Annotated in this window: 14 protein-coding genes; 9 read left to right on the forward strand and 5 right to left on the reverse strand. The window is 34.9% G+C overall.

The genetic code is table 11. The annotated features are described in order from the left end of the window. Nucleotides 1-3: 3 nt before the first annotated feature. Nucleotides 4-1,359 carry a deoxyguanosinetriphosphate triphosphohydrolase gene (locus FW781_RS03525; protein ID WP_149387353.1) on the reverse strand — a complete coding sequence of 452 codons (1,356 nt, stop codon included), beginning with the start codon at nt 1,357-1,359 and terminating at the stop codon, nt 4-6. A 204-nt stretch (nt 1,360-1,563) separates the two neighbouring features. Here FW781_RS03525 and FW781_RS03530 point away from each other — a divergent pair, with 204 nt between their 5' ends. Further along, nucleotides 1,564-2,193, forward strand: coding sequence for a class I SAM-dependent methyltransferase (locus FW781_RS03530; RefSeq protein WP_149386144.1), 630 nt, complete (start codon nt 1,564-1,566; stop codon nt 2,191-2,193). A gap of 88 nt (nt 2,194-2,281) precedes the next feature. Beyond that, nucleotides 2,282-3,016, forward strand: a complete 735-nt coding sequence (locus FW781_RS03535) for a DNA-formamidopyrimidine glycosylase family protein (protein WP_149386145.1) — start codon at nt 2,282-2,284, stop codon at nt 3,014-3,016. Nucleotides 3,017-3,207: 191 nt separating this feature from the next. On the opposite strand, the gene FW781_RS03540 is transcribed toward FW781_RS03535, so the two are convergent. Further along, nucleotides 3,208-3,930 (reverse strand): LytR/AlgR family response regulator transcription factor, encoded by a 723-nt coding sequence (locus FW781_RS03540; RefSeq protein ID WP_149386146.1) that lies wholly within the window; start codon nt 3,928-3,930, stop codon nt 3,208-3,210. Then, nucleotides 3,930-5,006 (reverse strand): sensor histidine kinase, encoded by a 1,077-nt coding sequence (locus FW781_RS03545; RefSeq protein ID WP_149386147.1) that lies wholly within the window; start codon nt 5,004-5,006, stop codon nt 3,930-3,932. Before FW781_RS03545 ends, FW781_RS03540 begins: the two co-directional genes overlap by 1 nt. Before the next feature lie 192 nt (nt 5,007-5,198). On the opposite strand from FW781_RS03545, the gene FW781_RS03550 reads away from it, so the two are divergent. The 3 genes from FW781_RS03550 to FW781_RS03560 all read left to right on the forward strand — a co-directional run bounded on the left by FW781_RS03550 (nt 5,199) and on the right by FW781_RS03560 (nt 7,526). Next, the gene (locus FW781_RS03550) at nt 5,199-5,627 is read left to right on the forward strand and encodes a hypothetical protein (RefSeq protein ID WP_149386148.1); all 429 of its coding nucleotides are present in this window, start codon (nt 5,199-5,201) and stop codon (nt 5,625-5,627) included. Nucleotides 5,628-5,634: 7 nt separating this feature from the next. Beyond that, complete coding sequence (locus FW781_RS03555; protein ID WP_149386149.1) at nt 5,635-6,606, forward strand: hypothetical protein; 972 nt, start codon at nt 5,635-5,637, stop codon at nt 6,604-6,606. 341 nt (nt 6,607-6,947) lie between these two features. Further along, nucleotides 6,948-7,526 (forward strand): glycosyltransferase family 32 protein, encoded by a 579-nt coding sequence (locus tag FW781_RS03560; protein ID WP_228720128.1) that lies wholly within the window; start codon nt 6,948-6,950, stop codon nt 7,524-7,526. Here FW781_RS03560 and FW781_RS03565 read toward each other — a convergent pair. After that, a complete protein-coding gene (locus FW781_RS03565) occupies nt 7,523-7,858 on the reverse strand; it encodes a DMT family transporter (protein WP_149386151.1) in 336 nt (111 codons plus the stop codon). The two genes, FW781_RS03560 and FW781_RS03565, sit on opposite strands and share 4 nt — an antisense overlap. A gap of 1,131 nt (nt 7,859-8,989) precedes the next feature. Between FW781_RS03565 and FW781_RS03570 the strand changes: the two genes are divergently transcribed. From FW781_RS03570 to FW781_RS03585, 4 genes are all read left to right on the forward strand, one after another. Then, nucleotides 8,990-9,706, forward strand: a complete 717-nt coding sequence (locus FW781_RS03570) for an AAA family ATPase (protein ID WP_149386152.1) — start codon at nt 8,990-8,992, stop codon at nt 9,704-9,706. A gap of 111 nt (nt 9,707-9,817) precedes the next feature. Next, complete coding sequence (locus FW781_RS03575) at nt 9,818-10,264, forward strand: DUF4440 domain-containing protein (protein WP_172625654.1); 447 nt, start codon at nt 9,818-9,820, stop codon at nt 10,262-10,264. Nucleotides 10,265-10,343: 79 nt separating this feature from the next. Then, nucleotides 10,344-11,084: a YggS family pyridoxal phosphate-dependent enzyme gene (locus FW781_RS03580; RefSeq protein WP_149386154.1), complete on the forward strand. Its 741-nt coding sequence runs from the start codon at nt 10,344-10,346 to the stop codon at nt 11,082-11,084. 866 nt (nt 11,085-11,950) lie between these two features. Beyond that, the gene (locus FW781_RS03585; protein ID WP_149386155.1) at nt 11,951-12,823 is read left to right on the forward strand and encodes a hypothetical protein; all 873 of its coding nucleotides are present in this window, start codon (nt 11,951-11,953) and stop codon (nt 12,821-12,823) included. A 250-nt stretch (nt 12,824-13,073) separates the two neighbouring features. On the opposite strand, the gene gcvP is transcribed toward FW781_RS03585, so the two are convergent. Then, nucleotides 13,074-15,932 (reverse strand): aminomethyl-transferring glycine dehydrogenase, encoded by a 2,859-nt coding sequence (gene gcvP, locus FW781_RS03590; RefSeq protein WP_149386156.1) that lies wholly within the window; start codon nt 15,930-15,932, stop codon nt 13,074-13,076. Nucleotides 15,933-16,189 lie beyond the last annotated feature (257 nt).

Here is a 16,189-nt window from a genome sequence, read left to right on the forward strand (position 1 = left end):
AATCTACACGGTCATTCCGATATCTATTCCTTTAATTTTTCTATATAAATCGGTAGCATAATTATCAGTCATTCCTGAAACAAAATCAATTACCCCGAGCACTTTCTGATAATCGGTGCCGTCATTGTAAATAAATTGCTTTGGAATTAATTTCAAAGCTTTTTCATCATAAGATTTTCTATGATCTTCCGGTTTCAGAATGGAAGGGATAAAATGATCCAGTAATTCATACATTACATTATACCCTGCATTTTCAATTTCTACAACCGCTTTATGATTATAGATTTTTTCTACGGAGAAACTTGCAATGTCCTGCAGTGCTTTATTTTCTTTTTTATAGATATCAAGTAAACCATTGCCCAGATTTCCTTCAAGAATTGTCTGAAAATTATATTTGTACATTTCAATCGACTTATTAATCAGGGCATTGATAACTTTTGCTCTTAAGTAAGAAATCTGTTCGTTTTCGTTGGAGATAGAACCAAGCTTTGTTTCAATTCTCTGCACATCATTTGTTTCAGATTTTACCAGTTCAAAAAATAAATTTTTACAGTCTGCAGTAGAAACAATTCCCAATCTGTGGGCATCTTCCATATCAATGATGTTATAGCAGATATCATCCGCCGCTTCTACCAGCCATACAAAAGGATGTCTTTTGAAAATATGAGGTTCTTCACTTTCAGAAATAAGCTGGGTTCCTTTGGCAATTTCAAGGAATATATCTTTTTCATTCTGGAAAAAACCGAATTTCTTCCTGTGAATGATTCCTTTTTTCTTCGCTACAGCTTCACAAGGATATTTTGCAATACTTGCCAATGTGGAGAAAGTAAGCTGAACACCTCCTGCATCTTTCCCTTGCTGCTGCTGTGCCAGCACTCTGATCGCATTGGCATTTCCTTCAAAATTCACCAGATCCGCCCATTCCTTTTCGTTGAATTTTGACTTCAGATCTCTTTCATTTCTTTCAAAATAACTGGCAATGGCATCTTCTCCGGAATGTCCGAAAGCGGGGTTTCCAACATCATGACATAGGCATGCTGCTGCAATTACATTCCCCAGATTATAGAGATAAAAATTCTTTGAATCTTCAGTAAGTTCACCTTTAAAATCTTCAGCAATGAATTCACCGATAATACTTCCTAGACTTCTTCCTACAGATGACACTTCTAAGGAATGCGTCAGTCTGTTGTGTACAAAAACACTTCCGGGAAGAGGAAAAACCTGCGTTTTATTCTGCAGTCTTCTGAAAGCAGAAGAGAAGATAATTCTGTCGAAATCCCTTTGAAAATCAGTTCGTGAAGCCTTGGTCTGTGGATTGTTTCCTGTACGTTGATTGGTGAAAATCTGGTTTAAATTCATCATTTTTCAAAATTACTCCAAATTTTAATTGTATGGAATAGTATTTAGATTTTTATTAAACAGATCTGTCATTCAAAAAATCTATAATAGTAAACGTTTTTTAGAGATCGGAAAGCTTGAAGAAATATTCTACATTTGATGCAACTAATACAACCGAAGAATACTTACAGTTCTTCTTTATCCAAATTTTAAAATTCTTTTACAATGACGGACAACACATGGCTCAAAAGATGGGACGAAAGATATAGCAGCGAAGAATTTGCGTATGGCACAGCACCCAACAATTATCTGAGAGAACAACTTATTCTATTAAAACCAGGCAAAATACTTTTCCCAGCAGAAGGTGAAGGCCGAAATGCTGTTTTTGCCGCAACAACAGGGTGGCAGGTTTCAGCTTTCGACATCAGTGCCAATGGCAGAAGCAAAGCTTTACAGCTTGCAGAGCAACAAGAGACTAAGATTGATTATCAGGTTGGAGAACTTTCAGCACTGAATTATCAGGAACAACAGTTTGATGCTATTGCTCTTATTTACGCTCACTTTCCGGGAGATATTAAATCTTCCATCCATCAAATGCTGAATCAGTATCTGCGTAAAGGCGGTTTTATTATTTTTGAAGCTTTCAGTAAAAATCATCTCGAATATATCGCAAAGAATGAAAAGGTAGGCGGACCAAAGGATATTGAATCTCTGTTCTCTATTGAAGAAATTAAGGCAGATTTTCCGGATTATAACATTATTGAATTAACAGAAACAGAAATCGAGCTCAATGAAGGATTGTTTCATAATGGAACAGGTTCTGTAATCCGTTTTGTGGGACAAAAAATGGTCTGAATATTTTAAACAGGTTTATTTTGGGATAAAGCTTTAGATTTTATAGGGTTATGGAATACTATTTGAATCTTTATCTCAAAATAAACGTATGCCTGAAGGTCCATCCATCATATTAATGAAAGAAAGCCTGCAGCCATTTGCGGGTCAGCAAGTAACAGAAGTTTCAGGAAATGCCAAATTTGAGAAAGAGACTTTCGTTGGCCAATCCCTTCTGGAAATCCGAACTTTTGGAAAACAAACTTATCTCATTTTTGAAAAAGCAGCCATCCGGATTCACTTACTGATGTTTGGCTCTTACAGCATTGATGAACAGACCAAGCCGGATAAAAGCTTACGTCTGGCATTGTTTTTTCCTGCCGGAAGTATCTATTTTTATACCTGTTCCGTAAAATCCGTAGATCTTGATTTTCTCTCTACAATTGATTGGGAAGCAGATGTAATGAGCGATCGGTGGAATCCTAAGAAAGCTGAAGAGAAATTAAAATCCAATCCGGAAATGATGGTCTGTGATGCATTGATGAATCAGCATATTTTTTCTGGTGTCGGCAATATCATTAAAAATGAAGTACTTTTCAGAATTGGAGTTCAGCCGGAAAGCCTGTTGGGGAATCTTCCACTCAAAAAAAGGAAAGAGCTCATCGCTGAAGCCAGAAATTACAGTTTTGATTTTCTGAAATGGAAAAGAGAATTTGTTTTGAAAAAGCACTGGCTTGTTCATACCAAATCTATATGTCCGATATGTGGACAGAAATTGATTAAGAAACAAACGGGTAAAGGAAAAAGAAGAAGCTTCTTTTGTGAAAAAGATCAGAAACTTTATTAGATCAATACTATTGTAAGTTTTGGCTAAAGCCGTTGAAGGGTTTGTTTATCTGAACGGGCTAAAGCCCGTTTCTATTGAATAATTTTCACCACAGATTACGCAGATTTTCACAGATAATGATGTGTTTTTTTTGCATTGTGAATCCCGGAAACCCCTATTTCACATTCTTATTATTCATTACTCATTTTACCTCAGTCTGAGTTTAAAAATCCTCCCGCAAATCGTGTAAAAAATTCAGAACGGTATACTTCTCCAAGGGGAATCTCAGCGTCTTCAATGTATACATTATGATTATCAAATGAATCAATATAATTCATATTCACAACGTATGATTTGCTGACTCTTATAAAGGTTTCACCGGATATTTTCTGATGAATGGTTTTTAAATTCATTGCAGTGATAAGCTTTTGCTGCTTTGTATGAATGACTACATAGTCTTTCAGCCCTTCTATAAATTTAATATCTGAAAAACTTATTTTATAGAATCTTCGCTCTGCTTTGATAAATAAAAAGTCTGCTGTATTAGATTCTACCGTATTTTTCACAGTGTCTTTGGATAAAAGTTCGGTGTAAAGTATAGCTTTCTCAATAGCCTTTTCAAGTCTTTGGGGATCAATAGGCTTCAATAGATAATCTACTGCTTCCAATTCGTAGCTCTTCAACGCGTATTGAGAATAGGCCGTTGTAAAGATGATCAGTGATTTTTTGGGAAGCATTTCTGCGAACTCAAGACCTGTCACCATGGGCATTTCTATATCGAGAAAAATAAGATCTGCGTCATTATCTTTAAGAAACTCTAGTGCAGAGAGAGCATTGGAAAATTCGCCAAGGATATCAACATTGGAGATTTCAGCGATCAGAGATCTCATTTCGGATCTTGCCAAAGGTTCATCATCAACTATAATACAATTCATCACAAGGGAATTTTTAAATTTACAATATATTCTTTTTCACCGGATTCTATCTGCAAATTAAAAGTGTCATTATAAAGAAGCTCCAATCTTCTGGTGATATTGGCAAGCCCAAGCCCGCTGCTTTTCTTGTCCGAAACGGTATAGCCGACACTTCTTGAATTCATACAAATAAAATGCAGCTGTTTATGCTCAATATTGATTTCTATTTTCACATAAGACTCTCCTCCACTTAGATCTACGCTATGTTTCACGGCATTTTCAACGAAAGTAGTAAACAAATTCGGAGGAATAAACGTACTGCTGATTATTCTTTTGTCAACATCAGTTTGAATATCAAAAGAAAAATTATCCCTTCTTATTTTTTCAAGGTTTAAAAAATTGGACAGGAAATCAATTTCTGAAGCCAGTAACGTTTTTTCTTCACTGTTTTCATACAGTTGATATCTGAGAAATTCGGAAAGTTTTACAATCACTACTGAAGCTTTTGCGGGATCTGTTCTGATCAATGCTTTTACATTATTCAGCATATTAAAAAGAAAATGCGGATTGATCTGGTTTCTCAGTTCATTCAGTTCCATATTCAGAGTAAGGGTACTCAGCTCACTGATCCTTTTATTATCACTGATCCATTTCTGCAGAAGTTTTATGGTTGTAGTCGTGAGAATAATCGGAATACACATCAGGATACCTTCATAGATCCCTCCTCTTTCATTATCTTTAGGAGTATATTGTATTCTGAAGTCCTCAAAAAGATGTCTGAAACTATATCCAATAAAATTAAGCCCCACAACTCCCATCAGAATAAGCAGTACAAGATAGGTGAGGTATTTTGTTCTAAAGAAAAACCGGGGAACCAACACATATATATTAATGTAAACCATTGCAATCAGAATAGTATACACAAAGAATAAAACATAGTATTGATATATTCCCGAATACCAGTGCCAGAATCTCGCGCTATACAGCAGAAAGAAAAAGAAGATCAGAAACAGCAGATGCCTTCGGAGCCCATATTTTGCTTCCACCAAAAAATCCATTACAAAGGTTTCTTCAAATTTCTGCGGACTGTATTTCATATGATGGACTCATTTTATCATTAACAAAAATAGACAATAACGGAATTTACAACTATTTTATTATACGAAACCTGTATTTTATTATACCAATTATTACACGTCCGGGTTTTGTATAAAATCCAGGCCATTTTGTATAAAAACAAATTCACGCAATATTTTTCTCTATTCCTTTGTACTGTAAAATGAACACATATGGAATTAACAGCTTTTCATGAACTAACTCAGGAAATATCATCAGAATGTTTCTTTATGACAGAATCTCAACAGGAAGAAAAAGTAATACAGCTTATTGATTTACACCATTTTGTAGAATGTTTTGATCCGAAAATTAAAATCCTGAGCTATCTCCACCATCCTATTAATATTATAGAACAGCAGGGAAATACAATTGGAATCCTGTTTTGTGATATGAAACATTCTGCCGTGCCTGACAGCAATGCCTCCGAAGAATTCAGAAGAAGATATGGACTTTCGGAGCTCTGGTTTGTTTTTGTAGAGGAAACATTTGTACCGGATACAGCCGGCTATGCAGATACAATTATTGAAAACAGCCTGGATATCTTCTATGAAAAAATTTTCAGCTTTAATTTCTTCCAATCTATTATTCACCCTTTAAAATAAACTGCCTATGAAAACATTGAGAAGAGTACTGATCCCGCTGGTCATACTCCCTTTAAAGAACATTACGTATGCCCAGAAAAAGGACAGCATTCCTTTGAAGGTACGTGCTTTTTTTGCTGATAAAATTCCACAGGCCCGGAATTTCAATGTAGAATATACCTTTGCCACTCCATCCTCTTTCTCTTCCCAGCTGCAAGGTCAGGATCTGCCGGACAATAAAGTGAAAAGCTTTCAGCAAATGAAGGCAGATGCCAATATTTATTTCATCAAAAACAGAAGCTGGCTTTTGAGCACTGCGCTGAACTACCGCTATACTTCAATCAGTAACGAAAATCCTGTAGTTCCCGGAATTGAATCTGAAGAGAACTTTCACTATCATTCGGAAGCTATTAATCTGAGCTATTTTTCAAGGTTATTCAAAAAGACAGCAATATATTCAGCCAGCATTTCTGCAGACGGCAGTGACCAGCATTTTGAACGGATCAGAGGATTGATAACTGCTTCATTGATTTTAAAAGCAACTCCAAAAACAAAAATGTCTCTCGGGCTGGCTGGTATTATCGACCCAAGTTCCCAAATCCCCATACTGCCTATCTTCACTTATGAAAACAGATTCAATAACGGGTGGGTATTGGATGTTCTGCTTCCAAAAAAAGTACTGATAAGAAAAGACATTGCTTCAAACGGTAGAATATCTCTGGGAACAGAAATGGATAATAACTCATTTTATACTTATCGTAACAACAACACGTATGAATTCCGACAGGTTGCCCTCAATTCAGGGGCAATTTATGAGCATAATCTTGGAGGAAACTTTATAGGAACTTTTAAAACAGGACTCCGAGCAAATATCAATTCCAGAGCTTTTAAAAAACAGGATTCCTTTAATGATTATATATGGAAAGGAACTTATAAACCTTCATTCTATTTCAATGTTGGAATTTCTTATAATCCATTTGAAAGAAAAAAAACAAAATAACGTCGAAAACAATTTCTGTAAACACAGGATTTTGATTTTTACAATATCCGAACAGATCACTGGAGTTCTCTAATTAAGGATATTAAAAAAAAATTAAAATTTTCTGCTTCCACCATTTAACCATTCTTGCAAATTACAATCAAAACTACAGAAAAAGCACAAATTCAGAGATTCTCTTTCATGAAAAATCTTATTACCTCGCATGCCAATGATTGATGAAAATAATTTCAGGATTTTATTAAGAATTTACTAAAGAAAAGAGTATGTCTGTACCCAAACAAATATTTCAAACTTTTAAAACAAAAAAGCTTCCTTTAATCACCCGATATCACATCTGGAATATGAAGCGAAAAAATCCTGAATACAATTATTTCTTTTATGATGATCAGGACATAGAGAATTTTCTCAGAGAAGAATTTCCGTCCATCTATATAGAAACGTATCATAAACTGACTATTGGTGCTGCAAAAGCAGACTTTTTCCGGTATGCCATATTATATAAAAAAGGAGGTATTTATCTGGATATTGACAGCAGCACAATACAGCCGTTCCGAAAGCTCATTAAAGAAGATGACGAGGCTGTTATCAGTGCAGAAAGACATAAGAACCTATATGTACAATGGGCCCTTATTTTCAATAAAAACCATCCTTTTCTGAAGAAGACACTGGAGCTGATGCTGGATAATATCAATCATCACCGCTATCCGAATAATGTGCATGCAACTACAGGGCCTACCGTATTCAGCAAAGGAATCCAACAGTCTCTTGCCGAAGATCCTTCAATACCTTTTACCCTATTTAACGGTATTGAGTTCAGAGGTTATTTAAAATTCAAATATAAACTTGGAAAATTCTTTTTATACAAAAAAAGATCCCAGCACTGGAAACAGCAGCAAATGCATCAGGACATTATTATTTAATGCGTTCCCATTTTTGAAAAGACATTAATAATAATCACCCCGATGACAATCAGAGCAATACCGATAATGGCCGGAAGATCAGGAACCTGTTTGAAGGCGATAACCCCAATTATTGTTATAAAGACAATTCCCACTCCGGACCAGATGGCATAGGTAATCCCTACAGGAATCTGACGAAGCGTAAGACTTAGAAAATAAAAAGCACAGGCATATCCTATGACGGTCACTACGGATGGCCAGAGTTTGGAGAATTCTTCAGATTTTTTCAGAAAACTTGTAGCGATGATCTCAAATACAATAGCTAAAGCAAGAAAAATATAACTGCGTCCCATAAATTCATTCTTTATACAAAAATAGTAAAAGCACTCCGGTAATTCCAAAAAGGAATAACAGTGATATTCTCTGTTTTACTACCAGTGAAAATTCTCAGTTTTTTAATACGATTATACACCTCATGTGCACTTAGGTCATCTTAAGTGCTTTATTTTTAACAACATTAAACATTGTAACGGGTAAACAAACATATCGTTGCAGCAATTTTTTTCTCCGTTCTGACACAAAAATAATATTTCTCCATGTCATGAAATGTGACAAATGACAAAAATTCCGAACGGAAAAAGACTCTAAAAATAAATTTTCTTAACATGAAAATCCTTTCCGCGTGAAAAATTTACATTCAAAAAAAGCGATTTGAAACAATATTATGCAACGCATTATTTATTATTTGTTTTATCAACTCCAATATAGAAGTCAAGAAACGGTTAACGTTTTCACATAATTTTACAGAGAGAATAATAAAAGTATTAATAAATTCTCAATAATGCATTAATTTAATGTAAACAAAAATTAACCAATACATGAACTCCAACCACCGTAATACACTGATATACATCATAAGTATTTACTTTGGCACGTGATTTGAAAGTAGTAATATTGCAATTGAAAGATTGATAAAAAAAAGTCAAATAATTAAAAATAATACAAAATGGTAACTTATATCGGTATCGTAACAGGTTTAGTAGTAATCACTTCATATTTCATGACAGTAAGAAGAGAGAGAAACTAATTTTAAACAAAACAAGCCTATAGAAAATTTATACTAATTATATTGTTTTATGTTTTTAGTCTGAGAGATCGGATTGCTCTTTTACCATCGGGTAAAAGGGCCCAAAAACATAAGCAGAAAGATCTTAGTTTCATAACAAATTTTAATATCCAAATGAATAAAGCCAGTCGCAAGTCTGGCTTTATTTTTTTGTTGTAAACCCGGGAAATTCTTTCATTTGCCCAAAGGATACACAGATTTCCACAAATGGCTTTGAATATTTTTATCGATCATTGATAACTCATTTATAATTTATAAGCTGTTTTCAGCTGGACCAGATGTTTATTATGATTCAGGATTTCTTCCGGCATTTAATAAAGCTTTATCTTTGTTTACTCAATAATCATTTATCATCATCATGAGTCTGTACAATCTTATTATTCAGGATAAAGAACAAGTAAACCTTAACGAAGTATTTCTCGATAAAAATAACAAGGAGCATCTTATTCAGCTTATCAAGGAACACAACTATATAAAAGAGCTGCAGGAGTATGGCCTTCCAGTTAATAATAAGATTTTGCTTCAGGGAAGTTCGGGATGCGGAAAAACAATGACAGCAAAGGCTGTTGCCAATGCTTTAGGAAAAAATATAATGATCCTCAACCTGAGCAATATCGTCTCATCACGTATCGGCGAAACTTCTCAGAACATCAAAATGATATTTGATAAAGCAGCAAGGGAAAGATCTGTACTTTTTCTTGATGAGCTGGATCAGATCGGGAAAGCGAGAGGCAGTGATGACAAAGATGTAGGGGAAATGAGAAGACTGGTGAATACATTGATTCAATTAATTGATTATTATCCTGAGCATTCCCTTTTACTTTGTGCTACCAATCATCCTGAGATTATTGATACAGCTCTGCTAAGACGTTTTCAGCTAAAGATCAATTATGAAATGCCTTCTGCCGAAGTTCTGGATACATTCTACGATCAGTTACTGGCACAGTTTCCTGAAGAAATGAGAACAGTTGAAAGAAAGTATTCTATTTCTTTTGCTGAAGCGAAAGATTATGCCTTAACCGCCGTTAAAGCAGCTTTAATCAAAAAACTGGAAGCAAAAATAGTTGAGAATTGAGATCACTAAATTAATTGCCGAAATTATACGAATCCGTTTTCCTGGAAACGAATTTTTTCTTTATTAAAAAATATCAATTTAGTAAGTACGGAATTAAAACCCATTTTGAATTTGAAAATTATTAATTTTAAAACACCAGAATCAACACAAATGGACGATAAATTTTTACTCAATCAGCTCACCAAGTCATTTTTTAATTTGTTTACCAATACTAATGGAAAAAAGCCGGATTTTGAAAGTATTGATGATATTTGTTTAAATGAAACAATAATAATCAAAAAGGATAAAGATAACGAAGAAGTTTATACCCTTGACAGTTTTATTACTCCAAGAAAAAAAATTTTAACAGACGGAACACTTATCGAATTTGAGGAATATGAAGTCAATGAGGAAACAAAAATAGTCAACAATATTGCTCAACGCTTTTCTAAATACCAAAAGCATGGATACCTCAATGGTAATTATTTTGAAGGAAATGGCACTAAATTTTTTCAGTATGTTAAGACTGCAAAAGGTTGGAAAATAAATTCAGTTATTTGGGAAGATGAAAATATTTAGATTAACACATAAAGGATTTATGAACATCATGAATGTTTGCTGATTTAAGCGTGAAAACAATTGAAAGAAAACCCACATCATGAAAGAAGACATTCTTCACAATCTTGCCATCATCAATAACCGGATAAAAAATGCCTGTGAAAAATCCGGAAGGAAAACTGATGAAGTGAAGTTATTATTGGCCACCAAAACAGTTTCTGCAGATCATATCAAAATTGCTTTGAAAAACGGACAAACCTTAATTGCAGAAAATAAAGTACAGGAACTGAAGGAGAAGTACGAAGACTTAAAGAACACACCCCATGAAAATCATTTTATAGGCCATCTTCAGACCAATAAAATCAAAGATATCCTGAAATATGATGTTACTTGTGTTCAGTCTATAGATCGTCTGGAACTGGCCGAAAAACTTCACCAAAGGCTTTTGGCCGAAAACAAAACGATGAATGTTTTAATCCAGGTGAATACTTCCAATGAAGAGAGTAAATTTGGAATTGATCCCAGTGAAGCGATTGAACTTACCAGAAAAATTTCAAGGCTCACTACATTAAAAATAAAAGGATTGATGACCATTGGCCTGTTCAGTGCAGAAACAGAGAAAGTAAGAGCTTGTTTCAAAATTTTAAAAACCCTTCAGGAAGAAATCATCCATGAACATATTCCGAATGTAGAAATGAAAGAGCTTTCTATGGGAATGAGCGGAGACCTGGAAACAGCCATTGAAGAAGGAGCTACCATTGTACGGGTGGGAACTGCAGTGTTTGGGGCAAGAATCTATCCGGACAGTTATTATTGGGATGAAGATAACAAAAAAGTATAAAATTATATGTTTCCATTTACTTATACTTTTGAGAGAGAAATTATCAAAGACAAAACATCTGATCAGGTTATTTATACAGTCCGTGATATATTGCGAGAAAAAAAGGTTCAAAACATTCTTTACGGGCCGAAATTTGTTTCTTTCGATGAAGGCCTTTTCAAAGAAAGATCCAATTGGCATTATTTATCTTTAATTGATAATGGGAAATTCATTATAATGAAAACAACAAAACACTAACTTACAAAGTAAAGCTATAGAAACTAAACCTCTTTTCGCTTATTTTTTTCATTATTACCATGGCTAATTTTAAAGATATCTTCGGTAATCTATTTCCTTTTTCAGCACTTTTGATCAATCATTTACTTTGCTATTTTGGAAACCGGGGATTGATAAAAAAAATCGTTCATAAAATTAACTATTTGTCCTAATTGTTTATATTAAATTATTTATTACCAACATTAGTATAGCCAAAAACCTTACAACAAAAGGCTTTTTATAGTCTATAAATTCGGTATACTTTTTGATGTAAAACTTTCGTAACCAAACAAATAGATGTATGACAAAAAAATTACTCTCGGGCTGTCTATTTATAGCAGTATTATTCTTTTATTCATGTGAAAAAGAAAACACACAGATGAAAAGTGGAATCTCCATTGAAACTATTTCAATTATAACCTGCGTTACTATGGGTGTAGCTATTTTGCTTGCTTATAGCTTTAAAAGAAGGTAAAGAAATATGACAGAAAACAATAGAACACCTCTCAGTTTTGGGAGGTGTTTTTATTTTTAAAATAGCAATTAAATGATTGGCATTTCATTAAAATATAATAAATTTCAAAAAATTTCCTTCCGCAACTAATAAGCCTATGAAAAAAACACCTCTGGCAGTAATCTTACCTTTACTTGTCCTTAACTGTACTCAAAAGCAGGAAGCTAAAAAAGAAGAGATAATTCAAATTCAGAATACAAATAAAGAAGAAGTAGTAGCAAAACCTAAAGTCCCTACCCCATTTGAATATCTTAAAGATTATCCGGCAATCAAAGACTCTTCGAGGTTTATTCTAAATCTTAAACAGGCCTTTGATCTTCATATTCATGAAAGCCCGCCTCAGCAGGAAAGTGAAAAAATAACAGTATTCAGGAAAGTAAAGATCAATGGTTCAGATCAGGATTATTATTTTATTGAGTATGACTGGAAGGTTGGATCTACTTCACAATACCCTTGGAAATATCAGTTATTGTTAGCGAAAAATGGGAAGCTGGTCAAAACATTAGCTGCTGAACGATATGAATTTGTTTCTGTCTTCCCAAAAGAAAACCCTTTTTTACTGGCAACTATTGTAACAGGGCATGGAAATGGCGGACATGAACTTTATAAGATAACAGCAGATTCTTTGGAAAATGTATATGAAGGATATTATGACACTAATCTAAGGACTTATGACGCTCATGAAGACAACAAAATTTATGAACCTTATGAGTTAACATTAAAGATCAAAGATTATAACTACGATGGGTTCAATGATATTGCTTTCAAAGGAAAATCTGTATTGATCCGGGGACGGACTCCGGATGGTGACTGGTATGATTTTACAACAATAAATGGTAAGCAGGTCAATTATTCCGTTGATCATCCTTTTCAAAAAATCCCTGTGGAATATATTTTTCTTTATGATAAAAAATCAGGACATTTTAAGGCAAAAGAAGATTATAGAGTGAAATATAAATTAGATGAATAGAAAATTGAGATTGCTTCGTTACGCTCGCAATGACAATGACCGTACAAGTCTCGCAATTTGTCGAAAAAAACATATCGTTTAAGCTTCGCTGAGTGGAACACCTTTGCGAACATTGAAACAATTAGTTGTCGAAAAATCCTTGCGACATTTGCGTTAAAGAGATTGCTTCGCTTTGCTCGCAATGACTATGAATAAAAACAAAAATCCCTCTCATTGCTGAAAGGGATTTTTTATAGTTAAAAAACTGAGATTACATATAAGCTTCAATAGGCTCACAAGTACAAACTAAGTTTCTGTCTCCGTAAGCTTCATCTACTCTTGATACAGAAGCGAAGAATTTATGGTCTCTTACCCACTCTAATGGATAAGCAGCCTTTTCTCTGCTGTATGGTTTATCCCAGGAATCTGAGATGACCAATTGTTCTGTGTGAGGAGCATTTTTCAATACATTGTTTGCAGCATCTGCTTCTCCGTTGGCTATTTCATCGATTTCTTTTTTGATAGAGATCAATGCTTCTGCGAAACGGTCAATTTCAGACTTGCTTTCAGATTCCGTAGGCTCAATCATCAATGTTCCTGCAACCGGGAAAGAAACGGTAGGAGCATGGAAACCATAATCCATTAATCTCTTCGCCACATCAGCCACTTCAATTCCTAAAGACTTGAACTGACGGAAATCTACGATACATTCGTGAGCTACTCTTCCGTTTTCATTAGAATATAAGATTGGGAAGTGTTCTGCTAAAATTTCTTTCAGGTAGTTAGCATTCATGATTGCGTGACCTGTAGCCTTTTTAAGACCTTCAGTTCCCAACATCTTGATGTAAGAGTAAGAAATATTAAGGATCAATCCTGAACCGTAAGGTGCAGCAGAAATACCCTCAATAGCTTCTTTAGACCCGATTCTGATATTCGCATTAGAAGGAAGGAAAGGAACCAAGTGTTTAGCAACACAGATTGGACCTACTCCAGGACCTCCACCTCCGTGAGGAATTGCGAAAGTTTTGTGAAGGTTAAGGTGGCAAACGTCAGCTCCGATGTTTCCAGGACTTGTAAATCCTACCTGAGCGTTCATGTTGGCACCATCCATATATACTTGTCCTCCGTGTTCGTGGATAAGGTTGGTAATTTCTTTAATGTTAGCATCAAAGAATCCGTAAGTTGAAGGATAAGTGATCATTACAGCAGATAGGTTTGCTGAATGAAGTTCTGTTTTAGCTTTAAGATCTTCGAAGTCGATTTCACCGTTTTCAAGGTTTTTCACAACAACGATTTTCATTCCTGCCATAGCAGCAGAAGCCGGGTTGGTTCCGTGTGCAGACTGAGGGATCAATACTACATTTCTGTGGTGGTCTCCTCTTGAGATGTGGTACTCTCTGATTACCATTAATCCTGCATATTCACCCTGAGCTCCAGAGTTTGGCTGAAGAGAAGTTCCTGCAAAACCTGTAATTTCTGCTAAGTCTTTCTCAAGTTCACGAATCATTTCCTGGTAACCTTCAGCCTGATTTACAGGTACAAACGGGTGAACTGCGCCCCAGTTTTCCCATGAAAGCGGTAACATTTGAGTTGCTGCATTCAGTTTCATCGTACAAGATCCTAAAGAAATCATTGAATGTGTCAATGACAGGTCTTTTCTCTCAAGACGCTTGATGTAACGCATCAATTCTGTTTCCGTATGGTATTTGTTGAATACTGATTCCGTAAGAATTTCATCTTTTCTTAAGTTTTCTTCAGGAATACTATATCCTTCTTTTATTTCTAATTTGAAAGTCTGCTTATCTTTAAACTGAGCGAAAGAAGCCATAAGAACATTTAATTTCTCTAATGTGGTACTTTCGTTGATCGCAATACTTACTACACCTTCTGTGAAATAGTTTAGATTAAGTCTGTGATCCAGCATCAGTCTTACTAATCTTGCCTTCTCATCTTCAGCCATCGTGATCTTTACAGTATCGAAGATAGGCTCTTCTACTGTTTGATATCCTAATGCTTTAAGACCATTTTTCAAAGCATTTGCTTTAAAGTGAATCTGATCTGCGATATAGTTTAATCCTTTTGGACCGTGATAAACAGCATACATTCCAGCCATTACTGCCAAAAGAACCTGAGCTGTACAGATGTTTGAAGTAGCTTTTTCTCTTTTGATATGCTGCTCTCTTGTCTGTAAAGCCATTCTCAATGCACGTCTTCCGTACATATCCTGAGAAACACCAATAATTCTTCCAGGGATATCTCTCTTATAGTCTTCTCTACAAGCAAAGAAAGCGGCGTGAGGACCTCCGTATCCTAATGGAATACCGAATCTCTGTGTAGTTCCTACCGCACAGTCAGCTCCCATTTCTGCAGGAGATTTTAGTTTTACCAAAGCCATAGGATCACAAGCAACGGCAACCTGAAGGTCAAGCTTTTTGTATTCTACGATATCTTCTGTATAATCTAAAACGATTCCGTTTTTACCAGGATATTGTAATAAAACTCCATAATAAGAACCATCAAACTGGTGTGTTTTATGATCACCTACCACGATTTCAATTTCTAATCCTTCAGCTTTTGTTTTTAATACAGAAACTGTTTGAGGAAGAACAAGGTCAGAAATAAAGAACTTATTAGCTCCTGCTTTTTTCTGATCTTTCGTTCTGTTGTTGAAGAACATATGCATTGCTTCAGCTGCAGCAGTAGATTCGTCCAGCAAAGATGCATTAGCTAATGCAAAACCTGTAAGATCACATACTACAGTCTGGAAATTCAGAAGAGCTTCAAGTCTTCCCTGTGCAATTTCTGCCTGATATGGAGTATAGGCTGTATACCAGCTAGGGTTTTCAAAAATATTTCTCTGGATTGCTGAAGGCAAAAGTGTATTGTGGTACCCAAATCCGATATAACTCGTATAATCTGTATTTTTAGATGCCAATTCTTTTGAGTGGTTCAACATTTCGTATTCAGAAAGCGGTTCCGAGATCTCAAGATCTTTCTCTAAACGGATAGAAGATGGAATGGTCTGAGAAATTAACTCTTCAATACTAGAAACGCCAAGTTTCTCCAACATCGCCTGTTTATCGGCTTCATTAAGGGAAATGTGACGGCTCACAAACTGTTCTGTATTCATTTTTATTTATTAGATTTTGTTTGTAAAAAGATGGGTAAAATTACAATTTTTTGGATGATTGTACAAGAGCATATCCGGGCGGATAATTCACAAAATTATTTGTGATTTTTATCACACTGTATTTTTAACAATCTTTTAACAAGGTTTACATCAGTTTTAACAAGCATACTCCCTATTCTATACATAATATATAACAAAACAATCAATTCGCGTTCAATACACTACTGTCATATTATTTAAAACAACGTGAATTATCC

This window comes from Chryseobacterium panacisoli (assembly GCF_008274625.1).
GTDB classification, from domain to species: Bacteria; Bacteroidota; Bacteroidia; order Flavobacteriales; family Weeksellaceae; genus Chryseobacterium; species Chryseobacterium panacisoli.

Bases quoted from the DNA above. Each gene is read 5' to 3' on its own strand.
- FW781_RS03585 (WP_149386155.1), top strand. From the start codon at position 11,951: ATGAAAAAAACACCTCTGGCAGTAATCTTACCTTTACTTGTCCTTAAC.
- gcvP (WP_149386156.1), bottom strand. From the start codon at position 15,932: ATGAATACAGAACAGTTTGTGAGCCGTCACATTTCCCTTAATGAAGCC.
- FW781_RS03535 (WP_149386145.1), top strand. From the start codon at position 2,282: ATGCCTGAAGGTCCATCCATCATATTAATGAAAGAAAGCCTGCAGCCA.
- FW781_RS03560 (WP_228720128.1), top strand. From the start codon at position 6,948: ATGAAGCGAAAAAATCCTGAATACAATTATTTCTTTTATGATGATCAG.
- FW781_RS03550 (WP_149386148.1), top strand. From the start codon at position 5,199: ATGGAATTAACAGCTTTTCATGAACTAACTCAGGAAATATCATCAGAA.
- FW781_RS03565 (WP_149386151.1), bottom strand. From the start codon at position 7,858: ATGGGACGCAGTTATATTTTTCTTGCTTTAGCTATTGTATTTGAGATC.
- FW781_RS03545 (WP_149386147.1), bottom strand. From the start codon at position 5,006: ATGAAATACAGTCCGCAGAAATTTGAAGAAACCTTTGTAATGGATTTT.
- FW781_RS03525 (WP_149387353.1), bottom strand. From the start codon at position 1,359: ATGAATTTAAACCAGATTTTCACCAATCAACGTACAGGAAACAATCCA.
- FW781_RS03570 (WP_149386152.1), top strand. From the start codon at position 8,990: ATGAGTCTGTACAATCTTATTATTCAGGATAAAGAACAAGTAAACCTT.
- FW781_RS03555 (WP_149386149.1), top strand. From the start codon at position 5,635: ATGAAAACATTGAGAAGAGTACTGATCCCGCTGGTCATACTCCCTTTA.
- FW781_RS03540 (WP_149386146.1), bottom strand. From the start codon at position 3,930: ATGAATTGTATTATAGTTGATGATGAACCTTTGGCAAGATCCGAAATG.
- FW781_RS03530 (WP_149386144.1), top strand. From the start codon at position 1,564: ATGACGGACAACACATGGCTCAAAAGATGGGACGAAAGATATAGCAGC.
- FW781_RS03580 (WP_149386154.1), top strand. From the start codon at position 10,344: ATGAAAGAAGACATTCTTCACAATCTTGCCATCATCAATAACCGGATA.